Genomic DNA, 26,325 nt, shown 5'->3' with positions numbered 1-26,325 from the left:
ACGGCGATTTTATTGCCACTCCGTGTTTTCATTGCCCGCACCTTTGCCACCAGATCTCGCTCCTGGCTTATCCCGGAGCGCGGCAGCATGCCTATCACCATCGACATTGCGCTGTCCGGCCGCCCTGGTGTTCCGGTTGGCCAACTGTTTTCATTTCATACAGCGATGGTGCCGCCACAGTGGCGCGCAAGAATCATCCTTCAGTATCCAAAAATGGAGTTACGAATGCGTAAATCGCTATTACTTTTGATGTCGTGCCTGATCCTGGCGGCATGTGACAAGACCCCTCCGGCCTCGTCCGAAAAACCGGTCGATGTGCTGCTGATCGGCGCCGGCACCATGAGCGCCACCCTGGGCAGCATGCTCAAGGAACTCGATCCTTCGCTGACCATGGAAATGGTCGAACGCCTCGATTCTGTCGCCGCCGAAAGCTCGGATGCGATGAATAACGCGGGCACGGGCCACTCGGCGTTCGCCGAGCTGAACTACACGCCGGAAGCGGCCGATGGCAGCATCGAGACCAAGAAAGCCGTTGATATCAACGAGCAATTCGAAATTTCCAAGCAATTCTGGGCCTATCAGGTAGCCAACAAGCACCTGGGCGCGCCGCAAACCTTCATCAACAACGTGCCGCACATGGCCTTTGTCTGGGGCGATGCCAATATCGCTTTCTTGCACAAGCGCTATGCAGCGCTGCAAAAGCAAAACCTGTTCAAGGGCATGCTGTACTCGGAAGACCCGGCGCAGATCGCGCAATGGGCGCCGCTGGTCATGCAAGGGCGCGACCAGGGCCAGAAAGTGGCCGCGACGCGCATGGAAATCGGTACCGACGTCAATTTCGGCAACCTCACGCGCGGTCTGGTGAGCTACCTGACGGACAGCCATGGCATGGTCCTGCACCTGCGCCACCAGGTGGAAGACATCCGGCGCGGCGCCGATGGCGTGTGGAACGTGACGGTGAAAGACTTGAACGCCGGCAAGGAAAAAATCGTGCGCGCCAAGTTCGTCTTCATCGGTGCCGGTGGCGGTTCGCTGCCGCTGCTGGAAAAATCGGGCATTCCTGAAGCCAAAGGCTACGGCGGCGTGCCGGTGGGCGGCCAATGGCTGGTTACCACCAATCCCGACCTGGTGGCGGCGCATGCGGCCAAGGTCTACGGCAAGGCATCCGTCGGTTCGCCGCCGATGTCCGTGCCACATCTCGATACGCGCATCATCGATGGCAAGAAAGCCCTGCTGTTTGGCCCGTTTGCCACTTTCTCGACCAAGTTCCTGAAAAACGGTTCGTGGACCGACTTGCCAGCCTCGATTGGCAGCGGCAACGTCAAGCCCATGCTGCAGGCTGGCTACGACAATATTCCGCTGACGAAATACCTGGTCGAGCAAGTCATGAACACGCCGGAAGACCGTTTGAAAACCCTGCGCGAATACTTGCCGAACGCCAAGATGGAAGACTGGACCTTGCAAAACGCCGGCCAGCGCGTGCAGATCGTCAAGGATGACACGGTCAAGGGCGGCTTGCTGCAGTTTGGCACGGAAGTCGTCGGCGCCGCCGATGGCAGCATCGTCGCCCTGCTGGGCGCCTCGCCCGGTGCCTCGACCGCGCCGCCGATCATGATCAAGGTACTGCAAACGGCCTTCAAGAGCCGCCTGGCCACGCCGGAATGGCAGGCGAAGATGGTGGAAATGGTGCCGTCATATGGTCAAAAGCTGAACAATGCCCCGGTCCTGGCCAACAAGATCCGCCACTACAGCAGCAATATCCTGGGTCTGAAAGCCATCACCCTGGATGTACCGCCTGCGGCCAACTAAGTTGACTTGCCCGGCAGGGGAGTGTCCTGCCGGCATGAAAAAAGGGGCAGCCTGTTCAGGCTGCCCCTTTTGCGTGGGAGAGTGCGTTCATTGCGGCGGACTACCCCTTGTCCGGCAAGATCAGCTCCGGCGTACATCCTTCGGCGGCAATGCCGTCGCAAGGCTGGGCCAGTGACGCGCCATCCTGCCCGCGTGGCGCATGGGGTTGGCGCAGGTAGCGCGAGGTGTGGCGGTGCGCTTGCTGTGCGTTGCCATGCACGGGCCAGGTCAGGAAGCGGGACAGCTCCTGCAAGGCGCGCTGATACACATCGCGTTTAAATTCAATCACGACATCGAGCGGGACCCAATATTCATGCCAGCGCCAGGCGTCGAACTCGGGATGGTCGGTCAGGCGCAGATTGACGTCGTTATCGCGCGCGCACATTCTCAGCAGAAACCAAATCTGCTTCTGGCCACGGTAATGGCCGCGAATCTCGCGCTTGATGAAGTGGTCAGGCACTTCATAGCGCAGCCAGTCGCGGGTGCGGCCGACAATTTTGACGTGTTCCTGTCTGAGTCCGATTTCCTCTTCAAGTTCGCGAAACATGGCTTGTTCCGGTGTTTCGCCATATTTGATACCGCCTTGCGGAAACTGCCATGAGTGCTCGCGCACCCGCTTGCCCCACCACACCTCGTTCTGGGCGTTTAGCAGGATGATGCCGACGTTGGGCCGAAACCCTTCACGGTCGAGCATAATGCACCTCAAACTTTCTGCGGCAGAGCGTCTTTTTTTACATAATTACCCACAACTTCGCAAGCCGGTGACCTTTTCGGGGTGCGAAAAGCGCCGGAATCGCACCAATTGAGCGCATTTGTGTAAAGTATGGACGCATCAGCCAGCTAATCCTTTAAAATTAGGTTGATTATAACCCTCTCTTTTTAAAAAGAATTCACCGTTATGCGCGCCTCCCGTTTTTTTATTTCCACACTTAAAGATGCACCTTCTGACGCGGAAATCGTCAGCCACCAATTGATGATGCGTGCAGGCATGATCAAACGCCTCGGTTCCGGCATCTATACCTACATGCCGATGGGCCTGCGCGTGATCCGCAAGGTGGAAGCCATCATCCGTGACGAGATGAACAAAGCCGCCGGCATCGAACTGCTGATGCCGCTCGTGCAGCCAGCCGAACTGTGGCAGGAGACGGGCCGCTGGACCAAGATGGGCGACGAACTGATGCGCGTGAAAGACCGCCACGGCCGCGAATACGCGATTCAGCCGACATCGGAAGAAGTCATCACCGACGTCGTGCGCACGGAAATCAAGTCCTACCGCCAGTTGCCGCTGAACTTTTATCATATCCAGACCAAGTTCCGCGACGAGCGCCGTCCCCGCTTCGGCCTGATGCGCGGGCGCGAATTCACCATGAAGGACGCCTATTCCTTCGACCGCGACCTGGCCGGCATGCAAGCGTCGTACAAGGTCATGTTTGACGCCTACACGCGCATCTTCACGCGTTTTGGCCTGAAATTCCGCGCCGTAGCAGCCGATAACGGCGCCATCGGCGGTTCCGGTTCGCATGAATTCCACGTCATCGCCCACACGGGCGAAGACGCGCTCGTGTACTGCCCGACGTCCGATTACGCCGCCAACATGGAAGCGGCCGAAGCGCTGCCGCCAGCGGGCGAGCGCCCAGCCGCTACCCAGGCGCTGACGAAAACGGCCACGCCGGACACCGTCAAGTGCGAAACCGTGGCGGCCTTGCTGGGCCTGGACTTGTCGCAGACCGTGAAAACCATCGCCCTGACGGTGGATACGACGGGCAAGGACGAGAAAGTCACGCAACAGCATTTCATGCTGCTGCTGCGCGGCGACCATGAATTGAACGAGATCAAGGTGGGCAAGGTTGCCGGCCTGGCCGGTCATCGCTTCTCGACCGAAGCGGAAATCCTGGAAATCTACGGCACCATCCCCGGTTACCTGGGCCCGATCGGCACGAAAGCGCCCGTCACCGTGGTGGCGGACCGTACGGTCGCCCACATGAGCGACTTCGTTTGCGGCGCGAATGACGCCGGTTTCCATTATACGGGCGCCAACTGGGGCCGTGACGTGGCCGAGCCAGCCATCGTGGCCGACTTGCGCAATGTCGTTGCCGGCGACGCATCGCCGGATGGCCTGGGCGCACTCGCCATCGAGCGCGGCATCGAAGTGGGCCACGTGTTCCAGCTGGGTACGGCGTATTCGGAAAGCATGAAAGCTACCTTCCTCGACGAAAACGGCAAGCCTGCGCCGCTGCAGATGGGGTGCTACGGCATCGGCGTGACGCGTATCCTGGGCGCCGCCATCGAACAGAACTTCGATGACAAGGGCATCATCTGGCCGGCGTCGATCGCGCCATTCGAGGTGGTGCTGTGCCCGATGGGCATGGACCGCAGCGAACTGGTCAAGGAAGAGACCGAAAAGCTGTACGCGGCCCTGCAAGGCGCTGGCGTCGATGTCATCGTCGACGACCGCGGCTTGCGTCCGGGTGCCATGTTTGCCGATTGGGAACTGATTGGCGTGCCGCACCGCATCGTCATCGGCGAACGCGGCCTGAAAGAAGGCAAGCTGGAATACCAGGGCCGCCGCGACGCGGAAGCCACCGGCGTGGCGCCGGACGAGATCGTCGCCTTTATCCAGGGCAAAATGGCGCAGTGAAGCGTTTATCCGTAAGCAAGGTGGCTGGCGCACTCGCGCTGGCCGCCAGCCTGGCCTGCGTTTCCTTTGCGCAGGCCGGCAACCAGAAAGAGGAAGCGCTGGCCGACTCCGTCCGCCTGGCCCTGTCGCACGCGATCCGCGACGAACGCCCGCCGCAACCCACATTTTCCACCCCCATCGAATTGCAGCGCTACCAGCAATGGCTGGCGCAGATGTCGCAACGCCTGCAGCGCAAGCTGCCGGATGCGCAGCTGCGCACGGAATTCCTGGAAACCGTCTGGTATGAAGCGCGCCGCGCGGGCCTGGAGCCGGCCCTGGTGTTGGGCCTGATCCAGGTGGAGTCGGCCTATCGAAAATATGCCGTCTCGCTGGCCGGCGCACGCGGCTACATGCAGGTCATGCCGTTCTGGACAGGCGTCATCGGCGACAGCGATCGCAGCAAACTGTTCCACATGCAAACGAATTTGCGCTATGGCTGCGCGATTTTGCGCATGTACCTGGACATGGAAAAGGGCGATTTGTACCTGGCGCTGGGCCGGTACAACGGCAGCCGGGGGAGGGCCGAGTATCCGAATGCGGTAAGGGCGGCGTGGAAGCAGTGGGAATTCAAGCCGGCAGGTTAGGTCGGACGTAGGTCTGCAAGACCGTAATCCGACAACATTGTTGGCGTTTGCGGCCAAAAAAATGCCCCGCTCGCTGAATCAGCTGCGGGGCACTCGCTCGGTGTTGGGCCGGCGCGTATCTGATTATTTTAAATGATCGGAGATCAGTTTCGTCATTTCAAACATGGAGACTTGGGCTTTGCCGCCGAAAACAGCTTTCAGCTTGTCGTCTGCATTGATCATGCGGCGGTTGGCCGGATCTTGCAGATCGAGTTTTTTGATGTAATCCCATACCTTTTTGGTCACTTCCGTGCGCGGCAGTGGTGCTGCGCCAACAACGGCGGCCAGCTCTTTCGATGGCGTCATTGCTTTCATGAATGCTGCGTTTGGCTTGCGTGGTGTTGCCGGTGCTGCCGCTTTCTTCGCCGCTGCTGGTTTAGCTGCTGCTTTGGCTGCGGGTGCTGCTTTTTTGGCGGCTGCAGGCTTGGCTGCTGCTGCTTTGGCTGGCGCTGCTACTGGGGTTTTTTTGGCTGTTGCCATCTTCGAGCCTCCTTAACAAACACATGGGAAATTGCGCAATTAATCGCACGGCTAATATTGGTGTGGATTTACCTTGTATGCAAGTGTTTTTCACGTTTTTACGAGGAAAAAGCAGGGAAATGACGTGCCTGTCTCCCGGGCGCACCGCTTGGGGGCGCGGAATGGCGTTTTTGCCCGTAAAGGGCATGCTTGCTGGCTATGCGGGGAGGGGCGCTGCGAGGGAAGGAAGGAACCATGCCGGACCCATGAAAATGCAATCCGGCATTATTTGAAACGGTGTTTTTACTGGGATTTGCGACGTGATGTATGTCATCTACATCCCCGCGAACGGGGATGTTGGCGCCTTAGCGCATGCCGGGCATCATGCCCTTCATCGAGCGCATCATCTTCATCATGCCGCCGCCCGACAATTTCTTCATCATCGTCTGCATTTGCTCGAATTGCGTCAGCATGCGGTTCACTTCCTGCACTTGCACGCCGGCACCGGCGGCGATGCGGCGCTTGCGCGTGGCCTTGATCAGTTCAGGCTTGGCGCGTTCCTGCGGCGTCATCGAGTCGATGATGCCGCACATGCGGCGCACCTGTTTATCGGCTTGATCCATGTTCTTGCCGCCTGCCGCCTGCTGGAACTGCGCCGGCAGCTTGTCCATCAGGTTGGCCATGCCGCCCATTTTCTTCATTTGACCCAGTTGCGCCTTGAAGTCGTTCATGTCGAACTTGCCGCCGACCTTGATCTTTTGCGCCAGGTCGGCCGCCGCCTTGCTGTCGACGCCCTTGCGCGCCTCTTCCACCAGAGCCAGGATGTCGCCCATGCCCAGGATGCGGTTGGCCATGCGGGTGGGGTCGAACGCTTCCAGGCCGTCGAGTTTTTCCGAGACACCGGCAAACTTGATCGGTTTGCCCGTGATGTGGCGCACCGACAGGGCAGCACCGCCGCGTGCATCGCCATCGAGCTTGGTCAGCACGATACCGGTCAGCGGCAGCGCATCGTTAAACGCTTTCGCCGTGTTGATGGCGTCCTGGCCCAGCATGGCATCGACGACAAACAGGGTTTCGATCGGTTTCACAGCGCCGTGGACGGCGGCGATTTCGCGCATCATCTCTTCGTCGATACCCAGGCGGCCTGCCGTATCGATGATCAGCACGTCGTGGTAATGCTTTTTCGCCCAGTCCAGCGCGGCCAGGGCGATATCGACCGGCTTGTCGGTGCTGGAAGACGGGAAGAAGTCGGCGCCCACCTGGGCGGTAACCGATTGCAGCTGCGCGATCGCGGCAGGACGATAGACGTCGGCCGAGACGGTCAGCACTTTCTTCTTCTTTTCTTCCTTCAGGTATTTCGCCAGCTTGCCGACGGTGGTGGTCTTACCCACACCCTGCAAACCGGCCATCAGGATGATGGCGGGCGGCTGCTGGGCAAAGCTGAGCTGCGACGCTTCCGGTCCCAGGTCGGCGCCCATCAGGGCTGCCAGCTCGCGCTGCACCACGCCGACCAGGGCCTGGCCTGGCGTGAGCGAGGAAATGACATCCTCGCCCATGGCTTTTTCTTTGACTTTGGCGATGAATTCGCGCACGGCGGGCAGGGCGACGTCGGCTTCGAGCAGCGCCAGGCGCACTTCGCGCAGCATGTCGGCGGTGTTCGCTTCGGTCAGGCGCGCCTCGCCGCGCATGGTCTTGACGACTTTGGCAAGCCGTTGGGTGAGATTATCTAGCATGATGAACCTGCAATGAAAAGCTTGGGAGTGGGCGGCGAAAGCCGGACGATGGCCGTCATTTTACCTTATCGCGGTTGGCTGGCGGTCCTGCGCTGCACAGCCTGGCGGTTGGTCTGCTTTTGAATTAGTTGGTATTTCTGCCAATGCCGTGATTGCACGAAAGCTAAAAACACGGTTAAAATGAGAATAATTCTTATTTACATTTGCGGGCGCACTGCGCTTGACCGGAAAGGGATGCCATGTCGGCCGCCGATTTTGCCCAGCAACAAGACCTGCACGCGCTCTACAGCAGCCATCATGGCTGGCTGCAGGGCTGGCTGCGGCATAAGTTGGGCAATGCGGGCGAAGCGGCGGACCTGGCGCAAGACACTTTCATCAGCGTGCTGACCAACGGCACGGCGCCGCAGATCCGCGAAGCGCGGCCTTTTCTCGCCACCATCGCGCGGCGCCTGGTGGCGCACCGCTACCGCCGGCAAGTGCTGGAGGACGCTTATCTGCAGGCGCTGGCCTGTTTGCCGCACGAGGTGGCGCCCGCGCCCGAGGAACGGCTGCTGGCGCTGGAAGTCTTGCAGGAAATCGATGCGGCCCTCGATGGCTTGCCAGCGCCCGTGCGCACGGCGTTTTTACTGGCACAGTTGGAAGGCATCAGCTATGCCGAGATCGCCGCGCGCCTGAACGTGTCGGCCAGCTCGGTCAAGCAATACCTGACGCGTGCCAACCGCCAGGTGTTTTTCTCCCTGTCGGCATGAGCACGCTGGCAGAACCCGCGACCCCGGCGACCATAGCCGAGGAAGTGCAGCTGCAAGCGGCCGAGTGGCTGACCGTGCTGATGTCGGACGAGGCCAGCGAAGCGGAACACGCCGCCTGGCAGCGCTGGCGCTGCGCCGACCCGGAACATGAACGGGCCTGGCAGCATATCGACGCGGTGTCACAGCGCTTCAATGGCTTGCACCGCAGTGCGGCCGCGCAGGCGTTGTCTGGCACGCAGCAGCAAGCCCTTAACGGCAAGCGGCGCCAGTTGCTGGCATGGCTGGGCGTGGTGGCTGGAGGCGGCTTGCTGGCCACGCAGACGGGCGCCTGGGATGACGTGCGCGCCCTGCGCGCCGACTACCGCACGGCCACGGGCGAGCGGCGCGAGGTGGTGCTGGACGATGGCAGTGTGCTCAGCCTGAATACGGGATCGGCCGTGAACGTGCGTTTCGATGACAAGCGCCGCCTGATCGAACTGCTGGCCGGCGAAATCCTCGTCACCAGCGGCCACGCTGCCGGCAGCGCCGCGCCGCTGGTGGTGGTTACGCGCGAAGGCCTGGTGCGCGCGCTGGGCACGCGCTTTGTCGTGCGCCAGCAGGATGACTACAGCACCGTGGAAGTGTTTGAAAGCGCCGTTGAAATCCGCCCCCGCGACAGCGCTGGCGCGCCCTTGCTGCTGGCGGCCGGGCGCGGCGTGGCATTTTCCCGCCATGCGCCGGACGCGCCGCACACCATCGATGCATATGCCGATGCCTGGTCGCGCGGGCAGTTGATCGTCGACGATGTGACACTGGGCGACTTCCTGGCCGACCTGGCCCGTTACCGCCCCGGCGTGATCGACTGCGCGCCGGCAGTGGCCCAGCTGCGCCTGTCGGGTGTCTTCCCGCTGGCCGACACCCAGCGCATTTTGAACATGCTGCCCAACTCGCTGCCGGTGCAGGTGCGCAGCCGCACGCGTTACTGGGTGACGGTGGAGCCGGCCGCGTAGCCCGCCTCGATAACAATATTTTTCAATCGGACTGCCCGTTTTCGATTCTCGCGGCACCTGTAGTTGAGAGACCTAATTTCAAGTACCCATTCAAGGCGCCACGTTGCGCGGTTTCATGCCGCTGCGTGCCGCCGCCATAATTAACTTTGATGGAAGGACGCAGTGTGATGCATCTGATGTACAAGGTTTGCCGCCCGGCACAACAGCCATACCCAGGGACGCCGCGATGATGAAATCGGCCAACATGATGTTGTTCTCGCGCGTGCTTGCCGCCGTCTTTGGCGGCTATGCGCTGACGTCCGGCGTGGCAGTGCTGCTGTCGGCAGTGCTGCCGCTCTCGCGCGCCGAAGCCGTGCTGACGGCCACCCTGAGCGCCTTCGTCGTCTACACCTGCGCCGTGGTCTGGGTCTTTGCCGTGCAAGACCTGCGCCGCACCTGGCTCGGCATGCTGTTGCCAGCCATCGTTTGCGGCGGCATCGGCATGCTGCTGTCGCGAGGTGCCGCATGAATGCCGTCAAGGTAGACAAAGTGGTCAAGACGCCACAGCAGGGCGGCTTGCGCCAGGCCATGGCCTGGCTGCATACCTGGAGCGGCCTGTGGATTTCCTGGCTGCTGTTCGCCATTTTCCTGACCGGCACCCTGGCCGTCTTCGACGACCCGATCGGCCACTGGATGACGCCAGAACACGCTTTGGCCGAGGCGGCGCATGCGAACGATCCGCCGCTGCCGAAGGTCAGCGACCGCGGGCAACGCCTGGCGCTGGCGCTCGACTTCATGGCGAAGGAACACCCGAAGGCGGACATGTGGGAAATCTGGCCGGTGCAGCGTCCCGACCACGGCTTGTCCGCCTACTGGTTCCAGCCCGGCGGCGGTTATGGCTCGGCGGACCTCGATCCGCTGACGGGCGCCATCGTCAAACATGCGCGCGAGGTAACGCAGCGCGAAACCATCGGTGGCCACCATTTCGTCGATTTCCACTACGAGCTGCACGCGGGACGCATCGGCGTATGGATCGTCGGCATCACCACCATGATCATGCTGGTGGCGCTGGTGAGCGGCGTCATCACGCACAAGCGCATCTTCAAGGATTTCTTCACCTTCCGCCCGGCCAAGGGCCAGCGTTCGTGGCTCGACGCGCACAACGCGGTGGCCGTGCTGACGTTGCCGTTCCAGTTCATGATCGCCTACACGGGCCTGGCATTTTTCAGCGATGACTATGTGCCGGCCCCCGTGGTGGCGCAATACGGCATGAACAATGCCAAGAAGGCCTTTTTGGCCGACTGGAACGATGCGGGCAAGCCTGCGCGCATCGGCCAGCCGCTGGCCATTCCCGCGCTGGAATCGTTCGCGCTGCGCGCCGAACAGGCCATCGGCCAGGAAATCCGCGCCGTGGTGCTGGACAATCCGAACGACGCTTCCATGCGCGTGTGCATGTATGGCTGGAACGAGGACGCGGATTTGCTGGAACGGATCAGCGCCAATTCGGGCAGGGCCTGCTATGCGCTGGCCACGGGCGAGCAGGTCGCCGTGCGCCTGCCGGGCGAGTCGGACACGGGCGGCGCCGGCCTGACGCGCTCTGTCATGTCGAACCTGCACATGGTCGGCTTTGGCGGCACGCCGATGCGCTGGCTGTATTTCTTCTGCGGCCTGGCCGGCACGGCCATGATGGGCACGGGCGCCATTCTATTTATGGTCAAGCGCCGCCAGAAGTCGGGCGGCGAGTTCGGCGCCTATACGCAGAGCGTGTACCGCGTCATCGCATGCCTGAACGTGGCGGCGATTGTCGGCCTTTCCATCGCCTGCGCCGGTTTCCTGTGGGCCAACCGTTTGATCCCCGTCGGCATCGAGCAGCGCGCCGGCTGGGAAGTGCGCGCCTTCTTCGGCGTATGGTTTCTGATGCTGGTGCACGCCTGCCTGCGCGCGGAAAAGCGCGCCTGGATCGAGCAACTGGGCTTGCTGGCGGCCCTGTGCCTGCTGCTGCCAGTGCTGAATGTCCTGAGCACGGGCGACAACCTGGTGTCGCAAATCGCGCGCGGCGACTGGGAAAGCGCCGGCGTGGAGCTGGGCAGCATGGCCTTCGGCCTGCTGGCTGGATGGGGCGCGTGGAAAGTCCACAAGCGCAAGGAAAAGCCGCTTAAAAAAGCCGCCGCCAGAGAAAACGCTGCGCCCGCAGCCAGCCTGCAGGTCACTACGGAAGGACAATCATGAGCACTACCATCCTGTGTGCGCTGGGCCTGTCGTATGCGGGCATGGCCAGCCTCTCGCTGGCGATGGACCGCCACCATGGCCAGGTCTGGGGCAGGGACGCGGCGCCGAATGTGCGGCGCGCGTTGCAACTGGCCGGCACCGTGTTGCTGGCGCTGGCCATCTGGCCTTGCGTGGCCGGCTGGAGTGCCAGCGTCGGCGTGGTCGCCTGGCTGGGATTCATCGGGGCGGGAGCGCTGCTGGTGGCCCTGCTGCTGCCGTATGCCCCCCGATTGCTGTTGCGTAGTTCCCTGCTGGCAGCCGTCGCCGCGCTGGCAGGGCTTGTGACGTTTCTGCGGTGATGACCACCGCCATTTTCAAGGATAGACTGATGCATTTTTCACGCCCGGCGACACCGATTGATGTTTTGAATGTAGTGAAGGCGGCTTCCTGATGGCGGCCCGCCTGCCTTCCCGCCGCGCCCGCATCCTGGGCGGCGCGGTCTTGCTGGCGCTGTTAGGCGCCGGTGCACTGTGGGCCACGCGCGGCCCGACCACCGTGTTCGACACGGCGCCCGTCAAGCGCGGCAATATCGAGGCCAGCGTCACGGCCATCGGCACCTTGCAGCCGCAAACCTATGTCGACGTAGGCGCGCAGGTGTCGGGCCAGATCACGCGTTTGCACGTGCAGCCCGGCAGCGCCGTGGAAAAAGGCCAGTTGCTGGCCGAGATCGACCCCAGCGTGCAGCAAGCCACGGTCGACGCGGGCCGCGCCGCCCTGGCGGGCTTGCGCGCGCAGCTGGCCGACCAGCAGGCGCAGCATCGCCTGGCGGGCCAGCAGCACGTGCGCCAGAAGCAGATGGCCAAGTTCGACTCGACGCCTTTGGCCGACCTGGAAACGGCCGAAGCCACGCTGGCGTCGGCCGTCGCCAAGATCGACCACCTGAAGGCGCAGATTTCCCAGACCCAGGCCAGCCTGAAGGCGGACGAGGCGCGCCTCGGCTATACGCGCATCTACGCGCCCATGGCCGGCAAGGTGGTGGGCCTGGACGCGAAGGAAGGGCAGACCCTGAACGCCACGTACCAGACGCCGAACATCCTGCGCATTGCCGATCTGTCGGCTATGACGGTGTGGACGGAAGTGTCGGAAGCGGACGTGCGCCGCGTGCGCCCGGACATGCCCGTGTACTTCACCACCCTGGGCGGCGACCAGCGGCGCTGGAGCGGCAAGGTGCGCCAAGTGCTGCCCGCGCCGCCGGTGCCCGGTGGTTCTGCCGCCGGCACGGCCCTGGCGCCGTCGACCAGCAAGGTGATTTTATATACCGTGCTGTTCGACGTGGATAACGCCGATGGCGAATTGATGCCGCAGATGACGGCGCAGGTGGTGTTTGTCACGGCCGCCGCCAAGAATGTGCTGGCCGTACCCTTGCCGGCCCTGAAACCATCGACTGAAGAAGGCGCCAAGCCGGGGCAGTTCACGGCCCGCGTGATGGGTGCCGACGGCAAGGTCGATACGCGCGCCGTCACCGTGGGCGTGCGTAACCGCCTCAGCGCGGAAGTGCTGCAAGGCTTGCGCGAAGGTGAATTGCTGGTCACGGGCGAGCAGCCGGCCGGCAGCGGCGCCAGCAGGTTCCAGTTATGAGTGCCATGAGCGAGGCCGCGTTGCTGGGGCAAGCCGGCGAGCCTGGCCAGCCAGCGCCTCTGATTGAACTTGCCGGCATTCGCAAGCGCTATGGCGGCCATGATGGCGCGCCGGCCGTGGAAGTGCTGCGCGGCCTGACCTTGGCTATCGGCGCCGGCGAATTCGTCGCCATCGTGGGCGCGTCCGGTTCCGGCAAATCGACCCTGATGCATCTGCTGGGCTGCCTTGACCGTCCCAGCGACGGCAGCTACCGCTTCGCCGGCCAGGACGTGGCCAGCCTGAATCCTGATGCACTGGCGTGGTTGCGGCGCGAGGCGTTCGGCTTCGTCTTTCAGGGTTACCATTTGATCGCCACCGAATCGGCGCGCGAAAACGTGGAAGTGCCGGCCCTGTACGCGGGCATGCCTGCCGCCGCCCGCCACGCGCGCTCGGAAGCGCTGCTCAAGCGCCTGGGCCTGGGCGATCGGCTCGATCACCGGCCGAATCAATTATCGGGCGGGCAGCAGCAGCGCGTGTCGATCGCGCGCGCCCTGATGAATGGCGGGCGCATCATCCTCGCCGATGAACCGACGGGGGCGTTAGATAGCAGCAGCGGTGCCGAAGTCATGGCCCTGCTGGGCGAACTGGCCGACGCGGGCCACACCATCATCCTCATTACGCATGACCGCAAGGTGGCGGCCCAGGCGCGCCGCGTGATCGAGATCAGCGATGGCGAAATCATCGCAGACTCGGGCGCCGTCGTCATCCCCGCCACGTCGACGGCCCTGCCGCCGCTCGACATGTCGCGCGCCGCGCATGGTGCGCATGACGAGGGCGCGTCGCTGGGCACGGAGTTGCTCGACGCGGCGCGCGCCGCCTGGCGCGTGCTGTGGATCAACCGCTTCCGCACGGGCTTGACGCTGCTCGGCATCGTCATCGGCGTCGCTTCCGTGATCGTCATGCTGGCCATCGGCCTGGGCACGCGCCAGCAAGTGATGGCCCAATTGGGCGCGTTCGGCTCGAACCTGCTGTATATGTCGTCGATCGGTGAAAGCTCGCGCATTCCCGGGCGCAGCATTACCTTGGCCGACCTGGAGGCGCTGGAGCAAGTGCCGGGCATTTCCCACGTGCTGCCGAATGTCACCGGCAACAAGGTGATACGCCACGGCAACCTCGACGTGCAGACGTATGTGCGCGGCACGGGGCCGGCCCTGCCGCAGATCCAGACCTGGCCGGTGGCCAACGGTGGTTTCTTTACCGAGGAGGACGAGCGCGAGATGGCCACCGTGGCCGTGCTGGGCGCGCACCTGGCGCAAAAGCTGATGCCCGACGTGCCCAACCCCGTGGGTCAGAGCATCCTGATCGGCAACGTGCCTTTCCAGGTGATCGGCGTGATGAGCGCGAAGGGCGCGCTGACGGGCGAGAAGGATGAAGACGATGTGTTGCTGCTGCCGTTTTCCACGGCCGGCATCCGCGTCTTCGGCCAGCGCGAACCCACGTATATCGTGCTGGCGGCCGACGATGTGAAGCGCATCGCCGAGACGGAAAAAGCCGTCGATGCCGTCATGTTCGAGCGCCACCGCATCCGCGACTATGGCATCAGCAACGCGGCCGCGTCGATCGCCGCGGAAGCCAAGACGCAGGACAACATGACCATGATGCTCAGCCTGATCGCCGCCGTCTCGCTGGTAGTGGGCGGCATCGGCGTCATGAACGTGATGCTGATGACGGTGCGCGAGCGCACGCGCGAAATCGGCATCCGCATGGCGACGGGCGCGCGCCGGCGCGACATCCTGCGCCAGTTCCTCACCGAAGCCGTGCTGGTGTCGGTGGTGGGCGGCGTGGCCGGCATCGTGGTCGGCGTGACGGTGGCCGGCCTGCTGCTGGTATGGGACGTGCCGGTGATCTTTTCGCTGAGCGCCATCGCCGGCGCGTTTGGCTGCGCCGTGGTGACGGGGCTGGTGTTTGGCTTCATGCCGGCGCGCAAGGCGTCCGAACTCGATCCGGTGGTGGCGCTGGCCGGACAATAGCTGTTGTAACAGCGCCGGCAGCGCGGCTGCCGGCAAAAAAATATTGGCCTCGCTCTTACACGCGGTACTATCTCCTCATAATAAAAAGCAGTGTTTCGCGTAGTCTTGCCCTTGCGGGCACACACCCACCACCACAGGAGAACCCGATGCAGACAAAATCAACCTTGAAGACCGGTATCGCCGCCGCCCTCATGCTGGCGTTCAGCATGGGCGCTGTCCAGGCGCAGGAAGTCGTGCGCCTGGGGAATTTGAAATTCGCCCATTACGGCGCCGTGTCGTACATCAAGGAAATTGCACCCAAGTGCGGCATCAAGGTCGAAGAGCATATCTTTGCCAAGGGCCTCGATGTGATGCAGGCGATTATCGCGGGCGAGTTGGACGTGGGGGCGACGGCGTCCGAAGCGGCCATTTCCGGTCGCGCCGGCGGTGCGCCCATCTATGTGGTGGCTGGCTTTGCCAAGGGCGGCGCGCGCCTGGTGGCGGGCATGGGGCAAAAGATTGCCAGCGTCAAGGATTTGAAGGGCAAGCGCGTGGGCGTGACGCGCGGCGGCATCCAGGAAGTGCTGCTGCTGGCCGAGCTGTCGCAGGCTGGCCTGACGTATGCCGACACCAAGGGCAAGGATGTGCAACTGGTGTTCCTGGCCTATGCCGACTTGAACCAGGCACTGATGGGCAAGAATATCGACGCCATGATGCAGTCCGAGCCGCAGTCGTCGCAGGCGATCAACAAGGGTTTCGGCACCGAGGTCATCAAGCCCTACGACACACCCATCGGCGAGCCCGTGCGCACCATGGTGATGACGGAAAAGTTCTACAAGGAACGCCGTCCCGTGGCGGAAAAATTCATGCGCTGCTTCGTCGAAGCCACCAAGACCTTTATCGACAACAAGGCGACGGCGGAAAAGTATGTGCGCGAAGTCGTGTTCCGTGGCCAGATCACGAAGGATGACTTCGACGATGCGATCAGCAATTCGCCGTATTCGTACGACATCTCGCCCGAGCATATCCAGGTCACCACCGATGTGATGGTAAAAACAGGCGTGGGCCGCATGAGCAAGCCGCCCCTGGCCAAGGACTGGGTCAAGACGGACTTGCTGGAGCAGGCGAAAAAGAGCCTGAACGTAAAGTAAACCGGATGTTGGCAGTGCCGATGGCTCGCTTAAGCGGGCCATCATTTTTTTGCGGCATACTCATATATATGTAGGCGGCGCGAAAGTTTGCCGAAATCTTGAGGGTGCGCCACCCCGTCATGTCTCAGGCGCGATATCATGGCAGGCTTGCGACATTGGATGGCGGCGTCGTGCCTGCCATCCGGGCTGTCGCCTGAATCGCGCTTGTCGGCTATGGTGTAAACTTAAACTATGCAGATCTATTTCTTTTTCATCGCCGCCCTGTTGTACGCGGCGTGCGCAGTGCTTCCTTCGTCGCGTGCCCGGCTCATCGCCGGCCTGACAGCCGTTGCATGGCTGGCGCACGCCGCCACCCTGTGGTTCGACCTGATGGCGCCGGGCACCTTGCGCTTCGGGTTTTCCGCCATGCTGTCGGCCGCGCTGTGGGTCTCGGTGGGCGCCTACTGGATAGAGAACCGCAATTTCAGTCTTGACGGATTGCGCCGCATGGTCATGCCCAGCGCTGTCATCGCCGTCGGCCTGGCCTGGGCCTTTCCTGGCATCCAGGTCAGCATGGAAGGCAAGTCGGCCGTCTTCGGCTGGCATATTGCCGTGGCGGTGTTGGCCTACAGCACCCTGACGATTGCCGCTTTTCACGCCGTACTGATGGCGCTGCAGGAATCGCGTTTGCATACGCGCAGCGAAAGCCGCGGCTTCATCGGCAGCGCACTGGACCAGCTGCCAGCCCTGCTGACGATGGAAAAGTTGCTGTTCCGCATGATCGGTCTGGGTTTCATCCTGCTCAGCCTGACCGTGCTGTCGGGCATCGTGTTTTCCGAGCAATTATTTGGCAAGGCGCTCAACTGGGATCACAAATCCGTGTTTACCATGCTGTCGTGGCTGCTGTTTGCCGCCCTGCTGGCAGGGCGCCGCTTTCGCGGCTGGCGCGGCAAGACGGCTTTGAGCTTCACCCTGGCCGGTTTCGCGACTTTGCTGCTGGCCTATGTCGGCAGCCGATTTGTACTGGAAGTGGTTTTACACCGAGGATACGCATGACACGTGTTTTATTCTGGCTGGCGCTGGTATTCCTGGTGCTGTTTGCTATCCGCAGCAAGATTCGGGGCATGCAGCAACGGGCCCGCGCGCAACAGCAACAGCAGCCGAATCCGTTTGCGCCGCCGGCTCGGCCGCAGGAATTGCCGGATGCCGAGCTGATGCTGTGTTGCGCCCATTGCGGCGTGTACTACCCGGCCTCTGAAAATGTGCAGGCCAAGGGGCACGATTACTGCAGTCACGCGCACGCCACGCTGTAAGGGGAAGCCCGCGCCGCATTGCTCATCCGTATCGTAACGTCCTCCGGCAGCAGCCCGGCGTAGCATCTGCAGCAAGCGGTTCGCCACCGCGCTTGCAGAAAGGCGCGTCCCCCATGCCCAGTCCCAACCCGCAGACGGCGGCCAGCGGCCTGCCGTCGGCACCGCAGCTAGCTGGCAATTCGCTGCCCATGCAGGCGCTGCGCGCGCAGATCGGCCGCATCGCCCGCTGTGGCGCTCCGGTGGCTATCCGCGGCGAATCGGGCACGGGCAAGGAACTGGCGGCACGCGCCATCCACACGCAGGGTGCGCGCGCCAGCTTCCCGTTTATCGCCGTCAACTGCGGTGCCATTCCCGAAGCGCTGATGGAGGCCGAATTCTTCGGCTGCCGGCCGGGCGCCTATACGGGCGCGCTGCACGAGCGCCAGGGATTGTTCCAGGCGGCCCATGGCGGTAGTTTGTTGCTTGATGAAGTCGATGATTTGCCGCTGGCCATGCAGGTAAAGCTGCTGCGCGTGCTGCAGGAGCGCCGCGTGCGCAAGCTCGGCGGCAGTAGCGACGAAGCCGTGGACGTGCGCATCCTGTGCGCCAGCCAGCATGGCCTGGCGCGCGGCGTGGCCGCCGGCACGTTTCGCCAGGATCTGTTTTACCGCCTCAATGTCATCGAGTTGGCGCTGCCGCCGCTGCGGGAACGGCGCGGCGATCTGCAGGTATTATGTGAGGCAATCCTGGCGCGTCTGGCGCCGGGCCAGGTCGTGAGCCTGGCGCCGCCGGTGCTGGCGGCCCTGGCCGCGTATGCGTTTCCCGGCAATGTGCGCGAACTGGAAAATATGCTGGAACGGGCACTGGCCTTTGCCGATGGCGGCGTGATCGCGCTCGACGGGCTGGGCCTGCCATCGGCGGCGGGCCTTACCCCGTTGCGGGCGGCGCCGGCCTTGCCGGAGCGGCAACTGTGCCTGCCGGGCATGGCCGTGTGCGACGGGGCCCCGGTCTTGCCGCTGGATGTGTATTTGCGCCAGGCCGAGCGCGACATGATCATGCAGGCGCTGGTGCAGGCGTGCTATCACCGCGCACGGGCGGCGCGCCAGTTGGGGCTGAGCGTGCGCCAGTTGCGTTACCGGATGCAGAAATTGACGATACAGGAAGTGCAACCTTGATGACAGTATGGACGATAGATGAAGACGGCTGGTGCGGCGGCGCGCTGCGCTATGACTCGCCGTACCAGGATGCGCGCCCGGATGGTGTGCAAGTCGACTTGCTGGTGATTCATAACATCAGCTTGCCGGGTGGCCACTTTGGCGGACCGCATGTGTCAGACTTGTTTACCGGCCGGGTAGATTATAATGCCGATCCTTCTTTCGCCGACCTGCGTGGCTTGCAGGTGTCGGCGCACTTTTTTGTGCGGCGCGATGGTGCGCTGTTGCAATATGTTTCTGCTGATCAACGTGCCTGGCATGCTGGCGCGTCCACATTCGAAGGACGCCCGCAATGCAATGGCTATTCCATCGGTATCGAAATGGAAGGTACGGACTTTGTCCCCTTCCAGCCGCAGCAATACCGCGTGCTGGCGGCGCTGACGGCGGCGCTGGTGGCGCGCTATGGCTTGTCCCAGGTGCGCGGCCACGCGCATATTGCAGGGGGGAGGAAGACAGATCCGGGACCGTTTTTTGACTGGTATTTTTATCAAGAATGCTGGTTGGAAACTGTGCGTGGGCAGCCTGCGTTAGCGCTTACTACGCGGGGATTGGGCTTTCCATCCATACCCTGAAAAGTCAACCGAAATCGTATATGAAAATACAAAAAATTACGCTGGCGGATGCCGGAAAACTATTGCATCGCCTTTCGATGGGCACTACAATTAGTGCATAACTTGGATTTAAAGACTATATGTAGTGCCATCACAGACGTTTTCAGAATTATTACCAAAGCTACCCTGTTTGTTGATATGGCAACGGGAACTGGCGTTTCATCACCCTTGATCGTGTTTCGCGCTACCCGGGCTGTACAGGTTGGGCGTATGATTTCTGGCTGCGTATTATTTATTATTTGACAACAAACACCTGAAGAAACCCTGACCATCGGGCGTTCTATTCAACAACACACGCGGCAGCAAAACTGCAGGCTGACTTTAGCTGACAACGGGAGCTTCAATGCAATCACCACAAGATATTTCCATCCATCCAACGCCAGTATCGCCAGCGCCAGGCGCGGCCAATAGCGTGGCGAGCACGGGCGCGGCATTGGGCGACTATCGCATCATCCGCCGCAACGGCGCGGTGGTGGCATTTGAGCCTTCGAAGATCGCCATCGCCATGACCAAGGCGTTTTTGGCCGTTAATGGCGGCCAGGGCGCCACTTCGGCACGCGTCCGCGAACTGGTGGAGCAACTGACCGACGGCGTCGTCGCCGCGCTGGTGCGCCGCCATCCGGGGGGCGGCACCTTCCATATCGAAGACGTGCAAGACCAGGTGGAACTGTCGCTGATGCGTTCGGGCGAGCACGACGTGGCGCGTGCCTACGTGCTGTACCGTGCCAAGCACATGGAAGAGCGCCGCCTGCAGAAGGAAGCGCTGGGCGCTGCCGCGCAAGTGACCGCACCCCAACTGAACGTGCTGGACAACGGCGTGCGCCGTCTGCTGGACATGCAGGAAGTGCGCGACCTGATCAACGCCGCCTGCGCCGGACTGGAAAAACACGTTGATGCCGACGCCATCCTGGCTGAAACGGTGAAGAACCTGTACGACGGCGTGCCCGTCGAAGAGCTGCACAAGTCGGCCATCCTGGCGGCGCGCGCGCTGATGGAAAAAGATCCGGCCTACAGCCAGGTCACGGCCCGCATCCTGCTGCACACGGTGCGCAAGGAAGTGTTCGGCAAGGAAGTACCGCAAGCGGCCGCTGCTGCCGAGTACCTGACCTATTTCCCGCAATATATCGCCAAGGGCATCGCCAACGAGCTGCTGAACCCGGTACTCGCCAGCTTCGACCTGGAACGCCTGGCGAAAGCCATCGTGGCCGATCGCGACTTGCAATTCGGCTACATCGGCCTGCAAACCCTGTATGACCGCTACTTCCTGCACATCCAGGACGTACGCATCGAAATGCCGCAAGCGTTCTACATGCGCGTGGCCATGGGCCTGTCGCTGAACGAAGCGGACCGCGAAGCGCGCACCATCGAGTTCTACAATCTGCTGTCCTCGTTCGACTTCATGAGCTCGACCCCGACCCTGTTCAACTCGGGCACCCTGCGCTCGCAGCTGTCGTCGTGCTACCTGAGCACTGTCTCGGACGATCTGGAAGGCATCTACGACGCCATCAAGGACAACGCGCTGCTGGCCAAGTACGCCGGCGGCCTGGGCAACGACTGGACGCCAGTGCGCGCCCTGGGCGCCCACATCAAGGGCACCAACGGCAAGTCGCAAGGCGTGGTGCCGTTCCTGAAAGTGGTCAACGACACGGCCGTGGCAGTCAACCAGGGCGGCAAGCGCAAGGGCGCCGTCTGCGCCTACCTGGAAACCTGGCACATGGACATCGAGGAATTCCTCGACCTGCGCAAGAACACGGGCGACGACCGCCGCCGCACGCACGACATGAACACGGCGAACTGGATTCCCGACATGTTCATGAAGCGCGTCATGGAAAAAGGCGAGTGGACCCTGTTCTCGCCATCCGAAACGCCAGACTTGCACGACCTGGTCGGCAAAGCCTTTGAAAAGGCTTACCTGGGCTACGAAGCCAAGGCCGCCGCCGGCGAAATCCGCTCGTTCAAGAAGATCGCCGCGCTGGACCTGTGGCGCAAGATGCTGTCGATGCTGTTTGAAACGGGCCACCCATGGATCACGTTCAAGGATCCTTGCAACATCCGCAGCCCGCAGTCGCACGTCGGCGTCGTCCACAGCTCGAACCTGTGCACGGAAATCACGCTGAACACGGGCCCTGACGAAATCGCCGTCTGCAACCTCGGTTCCGTGAACATGCCGGCGCACATGAAGGAAGGCAAGCTCGATCACGTCAAGCTGGCCAAGACCGTCCGCACCGCCATGCGCATGCTCGACAACGTCATCGACATCAATTACTACGCGGTCGAGAAGGCGCGCAATTCGAACATGCGCCACCGCCCGGTCGGCATGGGCGTCATGGGCTTCCAGGACTGCCTGCACATGATGCGCATCCCGTTCGCCTCGGACGCAGCGGTCAGCTTCGCCGATACCTCGATGGAAGCGGTCTGCTACTACGCTTACCTGGCGTCGACGGAACTGGCCGAAGAGCGCGGCCGCTATGAATCGTATGCCGGTTCGCTGTGGGACCGTGGCATCCTGCCGCAAGACTCGGTGAAACTGCTGGCCGAAGAACGCGGCGGCTACCTGGAAGTCGATTCCTCGTCGGCCATGGACTGGACGCCGGTGCGCGAACGCATCGCCAAGTTCGGCATGCGCAACTCGAACTGCGTGGCGATCGCCCCGACGGCGACGATTTCGAACATCATCGGCGTGTCGGCCTGTATCGAGCCGACGTTCCAGAACCTGTACGTGAAATCGAACCTGTCGGGCGAATTCACCGAGATCAACGGCTATCTGGTGCGCGACCTGAAGGCACGCGACCTGTGGGATGAAGTCATGATCTCCGACTTGAAGTACTTCGACGGCTCGCTGGTGAAGATCGACCGCATCCCGCAAGATCTGCGCGATATCTACGCCACCGCCTTTGAAGTGTCGCCTAGCTGGCTGGTGGAAGCGGCTTCGCGTCGCCAGAAGTGGATCGACCAGGCCCAGTCGCTGAACATCTACATGGCTGGCGCATCGGGCAAGAAGCTGGACGAAACCTACAAGCTGGCATGGCTGCGTGGCCTGAAAACCACCTACTACCTGCGTACCATCGCCGCTACCCACATGGAGAAATCGACCTCCAAGACGGGCGCCCTGAACGCCGTGGCCGTCGATGGCGGCATGTCGGCCAGCGCACAGAGCGCCCAGGCAGCGGCCGTGGCGGCAGCCGCTGCCGCCGTGGTGGCACCCGTAGTAGCTGTGGCAGCGGACGACGCCGATGGCGAAGCTTGCTACCTGCGTCCGGGTGATGATGGCTTTGAGGAATGCGAAGCCTGCCAGTAAGATTTTAGTTGTCAGCCCGGCACGGTCGGGCTGATTCAATGTTGTTAATGTCCGTATTGTCCGATTCAACGGACCTGTTGCGGATCGCCGGCTCGCCGGCATGGAAAGGAAGAAGATTATGTCGTTGTCATGGGATGATGAAACCACGTCGGCAGCTGTGCCGCGTCCGGCGCAGCAAGCGCCACTGGGAAATACCGAATTGAACTTGCCGGCTGGTGCCGAGCCGTCCGAAGCGAACGCCGAGCAAGTGGCGCGCCGCGTGAATGCCGACGACAAGCGCATCATCAACGGCAAGACGGACGTCAACCAGCTGGTCCCGTTCAAGTACAAGTGGGCGTGGGACAAATACCTGGCCGGTTGCGCCAACCACTGGATGCCGCAGGAAGTGAACATGCAGCGCGATATCGAGCTGTGGAAAAACCCGAACGGCCTGACGGACGACGAGCGCCGCCTGGTCAAGCGCAACCTGGGCTTCTTCGTGACGGCCGACTCGCTGGCCGCCAACAACATCGTGCTTGGCACCTACCGCCACATCACGGCGCCGGAATGCCGCCAGTACCTGCTGCGCCAGGCGTTCGAGGAAGCGATCCACACGCACGCTTACCAGTACATCGTCGAATCGCTGGGCCTCGATGAAGGCGAGATCTTCAACGCCTACAACGAAGTCAAGTCGATCCGTGACAAGGATGAATTCCTGATCCCGTTCATCAACACGCTGACCGACCCCGCGTTCACCACCGGCACGGTGGAAAACGACCAGAAGCTGCTGAAATCGCTGATCGTGTTTGCCTGCCTGATGGAAGGCCTGTTCTTCTACGTCGGCTTCACGCAGATCCTGGCGCTGGGCCGTCAGAACAAGATGATGGGCGCGGCCGAGCAGTACCAGTACATCCTGCGCGACGAATCGATGCACTGCAACTTCGGCATCGACTTGATCAACACGATCAAGATGGAAAATCCGCTGCTGTGGACGGCCGAATTCCGCGAAGAGATCAAAGTGCTGTTCCTGCAGGCCGTCGATTTGGAATACGCGTACGCGGAAGACACCATGCCGCGCGGCGTGCTGGGTCTGAACGCGCCGATGTTCAAGGGCTATCTGCGCTTCATCGCCAACCGCCGCGCGCAGCAGATCGGCATCGAGCCGCTGTTCGCCCAGGAAGAAAATCCGTTCCCGTGGATGAGCGAAATGATCGACATGAAGAAGGAACGCAACTTCTTCGAGACGCGCGTGACCGAGTATCAGACCGGTGGTGCGCTGAACTGGGAATAAGCGTTTTCCCGCCAACGCCAAAAGCGCCGTCATCGTGACGGCGCTTTTTTTTGCCTGCATGGCGGTGAAAAATGCCGTCGCCGCGGGAGCTTAAAAACGCCTCCAGCGGGAGGGGAAAATGCGTGCTTCATTCAGCGATGCGAAGAGGCTTGCGCCAGGTTTTTCGGATGCCGAGAACGGCCGCATTATCGGCCAAAAAAATCGTTTCCGGAGACGCTGACGGCGGCATTTGGCACGCGATTGTGCGATAGCACGCGTATCGTGCAAAAAAGGCCGCGAAAACGTGTCGTGCCGGTTGCGCATCGACAAGGTTTTCGTGTACTTTATGAGATTGCAAATGTGAGCGTTAGAATGCGGGGTTTTTTAACCGGCGCGGTAGCGAAAAAACCTCGTAAAACAGGGATACAGATTTACACGGATATGCACAAAACCACACCGTTTTCGTCTGCCGCCGTGCCCGAATTTTTTCAGGCATGGCGGTTTTTTATTTGACGCATGGGTGTTGTAGCGAGCGCGATGCGAGGAGCGAAAAAACGCACGGCATCGAAAACGAATGACCGAATTCAGACTTTGCCACCAGCTGCGAGATAAAGCAGGGTGGCACCGACGATGGCTGAAGTGCTGCAAACGTGAGGAGTTGCAGCAGTTCAGCTGGTGCCGAATTCATTAGCGCAAACGACCGTTTGTGCCGATGAATAATTCGCCTGGCCTATCCCTGTGGTGGGTCGGACGGGTTTAAATCTTGTAGCTTAAATTTCTCATCTCAGATGAAGGAGAGACAAATGGCAACAGCCGCTAAGAAATCAGAAGTAAAGAAACCAGCCGCCAAGGCTGCTCCTGCCGCGAAGAAGCCGGCAGCCGCAGCCAAGACGGTTGCCGCTAAACCAGCTGCCAAAGCCGCAGCCAAACCAGTCGCAAAACCAGCCGCCAAAGCCGTAGCCAAGCCGGCAGCGAAAGTGGCTGCCAAGCCAGTAGCGAAAGCCGCAGCGAAACCAGCGGCCAAGGCAGCAGCAAAACCGGCAGCCAAGCCAGCAGCGAAAGTGGCAGCGAAACCTGTCGCCAAGGCAGCAGCGAAGCCAGTAGCGAAAAAAGCCGTTGCCAAGCCGGTAGCCAAAGCCGCAGCGAAGCCAGCCGCCAAAGCAGCAGCCAAGCCAGTAGTGAAAAAAGCCGCAGCGAAACCTGCAGCCAAGGCAGCGGCGAAACCGGTCGCCAAGGCAGCAGCCAAGCCAGCAGCGAAAAAAGTCGTCGCCAAGCCAGCCGCCAAAGCAGCAGCCAAGCCAGCAGTGAAAAAAGCCGCAGCGAAACCTGCAGCCAAGGCAGCGGCGAAACCGGCCGCCAAGGCAGCAGCCAAGCCAGCAGCGAAAAAAGTCGTCGCCAAGGCAGCAGCGAAGCCGGCCGCCAAAGCTGCAGCGAAGCCAGCAGCAAAAGCGGTAGCCAAGCCGTCGGCAAAAGCAGCAGCCAAACCGGCAGCGAAGCCAGCAGCGAAAGCTGCAGCCAAGCCAGCGGCCAAGGTAGCAGCGAAGCCAGCAGCAAAAGCTGTCGCCAAGCCAGCAGCGAAGGTCGCAGCAAAGCCGGCAGCGAAAGTTGCCGCCAAGCCAGCCGCCAAAGTTGCCGCCAAGCCGGCAGCCAAAGCTGCAGCGAAACCTGCCGCCAAGGTCGCAGCGAAACCGGCAGCCAAGCCCGCGGCCAAGGTAGCAGCCAAGCCAGCGGCAAAAGTTGTCGCCAAGCCAGCGGCCAAGCCGGCAGCGAAAGCAGCAGCGAAACCTGCCGCCAAGCCAGCGGCAGCGCCAGTGGTGGCAGCAGCGCCGGCAGCAGCTCCAGCGGCAGCCGCCGCCGTGGCAGCCAAGCCAGCCGCCAAGAAGGCCGCGCCTAAAAAGGCCGCACCGAAGAAGGCAGCGCCTGTCGCCAAGCCATCGGCACCCATCGCACCTGTAGCAAAGACCGTGTTGGCACCGGCTGCAGCCTGGCCATTCCCAACCAGCACCCGCCCATCGTAATTCCAACGATACGGGTGCCTGGATGAGGCAACACGCCGCTGTGTGACTCAATCACACAGCGGTTTTTTTTTGGAGAATTAGTCGTGCTGATCGTTATCCTTACATTGGTCGTTGATACCATTGCCACCTTGCTGGGCGGCGTGCTGCTGCTGCGCTTCTGGATGCAGGCGGTACGCGTGCGGCCTCCCTCGTCGGTGGCGCAATTCACGTTTCAATTGTCCGACTGGCTGGTGCGCCCTCTGCGCCGCGTGGTGCCGGGCGTGGGCGGGTATGACTGGGCCAGTCTGATCGGCGCCTTCCTGATCGTGCTGCTGGCCAGCGCGGTCCTGTTTATTTCCGGCGCTCCCGTCGAAGTGGTGCTGCTCAAGTCGCTGCAACGCTTCCTGCAATGGATACTCTACGGTTTCATGGCCTTGCTGATCATCGAAGCGATCTTTAGCTGGGTCAACCCGCATGCGCCGCTGGCGCCGTTTGTACGCGCCCTGAACGAGCCGCTGCTGCGTCCTATCCGCAAGGTCGTGCCGCTGGTCGGCAGCCTGGACCTGTCGCTGCTGGTGGCGCTGATCCTGTTACAGATCGCGCAAGTGCTGGTGGGGATGATTATCGTGCTGAGGTAAAGCGG

22 protein-coding genes are annotated in these 26,325 nt (G+C 61.9%); 19 read left to right on the top strand and 3 right to left on the bottom strand.

Annotated features, from left to right (window positions below):
- The first annotated feature begins 225 nt into the window (after positions 1-225).
- A complete protein-coding gene (gene mqo / locus CSZ94_RS00305; RefSeq protein ID WP_374703550.1) occupies positions 226-1,809 on the top strand; it encodes a malate dehydrogenase (quinone) in 1,584 nt (527 codons plus the stop codon).
- Between the two features lie 100 nt (positions 1,810-1,909).
- Here mqo and CSZ94_RS00300 read toward each other — a convergent pair whose 3' ends face one another.
- Positions 1,910-2,542: an RNA pyrophosphohydrolase gene (locus CSZ94_RS00300; protein WP_102119652.1), complete on the bottom strand. Its 633-nt coding sequence runs from the start codon at positions 2,540-2,542 to the stop codon at positions 1,910-1,912.
- 204 nt (positions 2,543-2,746) lie between these two features.
- On the opposite strand from CSZ94_RS00300, the gene CSZ94_RS00295 reads away from it, so the two are divergent.
- Together CSZ94_RS00295 and CSZ94_RS00290 are read left to right on the top strand one after the other, a co-directional pair.
- Positions 2,747-4,486: a proline--tRNA ligase gene (locus tag CSZ94_RS00295; RefSeq protein WP_102119651.1), complete on the top strand. Its 1,740-nt coding sequence runs from the start codon at positions 2,747-2,749 to the stop codon at positions 4,484-4,486.
- The gene (locus CSZ94_RS00290; protein WP_102119650.1) at positions 4,483-5,109 is read left to right on the top strand and encodes a lytic transglycosylase domain-containing protein; all 627 of its coding nucleotides are present in this window, start codon (positions 4,483-4,485) and stop codon (positions 5,107-5,109) included. Before CSZ94_RS00295 ends, CSZ94_RS00290 begins: the two co-directional genes overlap by 4 nt.
- Positions 5,110-5,232: 123 nt before the next feature.
- Here CSZ94_RS00290 and CSZ94_RS00285 read toward each other — a convergent pair whose 3' ends face one another.
- Positions 5,233-5,628, bottom strand: coding sequence for an SWIB/MDM2 domain-containing protein (locus CSZ94_RS00285; protein WP_071653383.1), 396 nt, complete (start codon positions 5,626-5,628; stop codon positions 5,233-5,235).
- 344 nt (positions 5,629-5,972) lie between these two features.
- Positions 5,973-7,340 carry a signal recognition particle protein gene (gene ffh, locus CSZ94_RS00280; protein WP_102119649.1) on the bottom strand — a complete coding sequence of 456 codons (1,368 nt, stop codon included), beginning with the start codon at positions 7,338-7,340 and terminating at the stop codon, positions 5,973-5,975.
- Positions 7,341-7,579: 239 nt separating this feature from the next.
- On the opposite strand from ffh, the gene CSZ94_RS00275 reads away from it, so the two are divergent.
- The 16 genes from CSZ94_RS00275 to CSZ94_RS00200 all read left to right on the top strand — a co-directional run bounded on the left by CSZ94_RS00275 (position 7,580) and on the right by CSZ94_RS00200 (position 26,320).
- Entirely contained in the window at positions 7,580-8,089 is a 510-nt protein-coding gene (locus tag CSZ94_RS00275) for a sigma-70 family RNA polymerase sigma factor (RefSeq protein WP_102119648.1), read from the top strand.
- Complete coding sequence (locus tag CSZ94_RS00270) at positions 8,086-9,078, top strand: FecR domain-containing protein (RefSeq protein ID WP_180977303.1); 993 nt, start codon at positions 8,086-8,088, stop codon at positions 9,076-9,078. The genes CSZ94_RS00275 and CSZ94_RS00270 overlap by 4 nt, the downstream gene beginning before the upstream one ends.
- Positions 9,079-9,304: 226 nt before the next feature.
- Entirely contained in the window at positions 9,305-9,586 is a 282-nt protein-coding gene (locus CSZ94_RS00265) for a hypothetical protein (protein WP_102119647.1), read from the top strand.
- The gene (locus CSZ94_RS00260) at positions 9,583-11,286 is read left to right on the top strand and encodes a PepSY-associated TM helix domain-containing protein (RefSeq protein WP_180977302.1); all 1,704 of its coding nucleotides are present in this window, start codon (positions 9,583-9,585) and stop codon (positions 11,284-11,286) included. The genes CSZ94_RS00265 and CSZ94_RS00260 overlap by 4 nt, the downstream gene beginning before the upstream one ends.
- Complete coding sequence (locus tag CSZ94_RS00255; RefSeq protein ID WP_102119646.1) at positions 11,283-11,624, top strand: DUF3325 domain-containing protein; 342 nt, start codon at positions 11,283-11,285, stop codon at positions 11,622-11,624. Before CSZ94_RS00260 ends, CSZ94_RS00255 begins: the two co-directional genes overlap by 4 nt.
- A gap of 91 nt (positions 11,625-11,715) precedes the next feature.
- A complete protein-coding gene (locus tag CSZ94_RS00250; RefSeq protein ID WP_102119645.1) occupies positions 11,716-12,903 on the top strand; it encodes an efflux RND transporter periplasmic adaptor subunit in 1,188 nt (395 codons plus the stop codon).
- A gap of 5 nt (positions 12,904-12,908) precedes the next feature.
- A complete protein-coding gene (locus tag CSZ94_RS00245; RefSeq protein ID WP_102119644.1) occupies positions 12,909-14,912 on the top strand; it encodes a MacB family efflux pump subunit in 2,004 nt (667 codons plus the stop codon).
- 191 nt (positions 14,913-15,103) lie between these two features.
- Positions 15,104-16,042 carry an ABC transporter substrate-binding protein gene (locus CSZ94_RS00240; protein WP_258000704.1) on the top strand — a complete coding sequence of 313 codons (939 nt, stop codon included), beginning with the start codon at positions 15,104-15,106 and terminating at the stop codon, positions 16,040-16,042.
- Between the two features lie 231 nt (positions 16,043-16,273).
- Positions 16,274-17,077: a cytochrome C assembly family protein gene (locus tag CSZ94_RS00235; protein ID WP_102119642.1), complete on the top strand. Its 804-nt coding sequence runs from the start codon at positions 16,274-16,276 to the stop codon at positions 17,075-17,077.
- Positions 17,074-17,334, top strand: coding sequence for a PP0621 family protein (locus CSZ94_RS00230; RefSeq protein ID WP_102119641.1), 261 nt, complete (start codon positions 17,074-17,076; stop codon positions 17,332-17,334). The genes CSZ94_RS00235 and CSZ94_RS00230 overlap by 4 nt, the downstream gene beginning before the upstream one ends.
- Before the next feature lie 113 nt (positions 17,335-17,447).
- Positions 17,448-18,488, top strand: coding sequence for a sigma 54-interacting transcriptional regulator (locus CSZ94_RS00225; protein WP_102119640.1), 1,041 nt, complete (start codon positions 17,448-17,450; stop codon positions 18,486-18,488).
- A complete protein-coding gene (gene ampD, locus CSZ94_RS00220) occupies positions 18,488-19,099 on the top strand; it encodes a 1,6-anhydro-N-acetylmuramyl-L-alanine amidase AmpD (protein ID WP_102119639.1) in 612 nt (203 codons plus the stop codon). The genes CSZ94_RS00225 and ampD overlap by 1 nt, the downstream gene beginning before the upstream one ends.
- Before the next feature lie 382 nt (positions 19,100-19,481).
- Positions 19,482-22,436, top strand: coding sequence for a ribonucleoside-diphosphate reductase subunit alpha (locus tag CSZ94_RS00215; protein WP_102119638.1), 2,955 nt, complete (start codon positions 19,482-19,484; stop codon positions 22,434-22,436).
- Positions 22,437-22,554: 118 nt separating this feature from the next.
- Positions 22,555-23,706, top strand: coding sequence for a ribonucleotide-diphosphate reductase subunit beta (locus CSZ94_RS00210; RefSeq protein WP_102119637.1), 1,152 nt, complete (start codon positions 22,555-22,557; stop codon positions 23,704-23,706).
- Positions 23,707-24,488: 782 nt separating this feature from the next.
- Entirely contained in the window at positions 24,489-25,703 is a 1,215-nt protein-coding gene (locus tag CSZ94_RS00205; protein ID WP_102119636.1) for a transcriptional regulator, read from the top strand.
- An 83-nt stretch (positions 25,704-25,786) separates the two neighbouring features.
- Positions 25,787-26,320, top strand: coding sequence for a YggT family protein (locus tag CSZ94_RS00200; RefSeq protein WP_258000695.1), 534 nt, complete (start codon positions 25,787-25,789; stop codon positions 26,318-26,320).
- The last annotated feature ends 5 nt before the right edge of the window (positions 26,321-26,325 follow it).

The sequence above is a fragment of the Janthinobacterium sp. ROICE36 genome (assembly GCF_002869965.1).
GTDB lineage: Bacteria > Pseudomonadota > Gammaproteobacteria > Burkholderiales > Burkholderiaceae_D > Janthinobacterium.
Note: the sequence above shows the minus strand (reverse complement) of the source record. Positions and strands in the feature narration are given on the sequence as shown.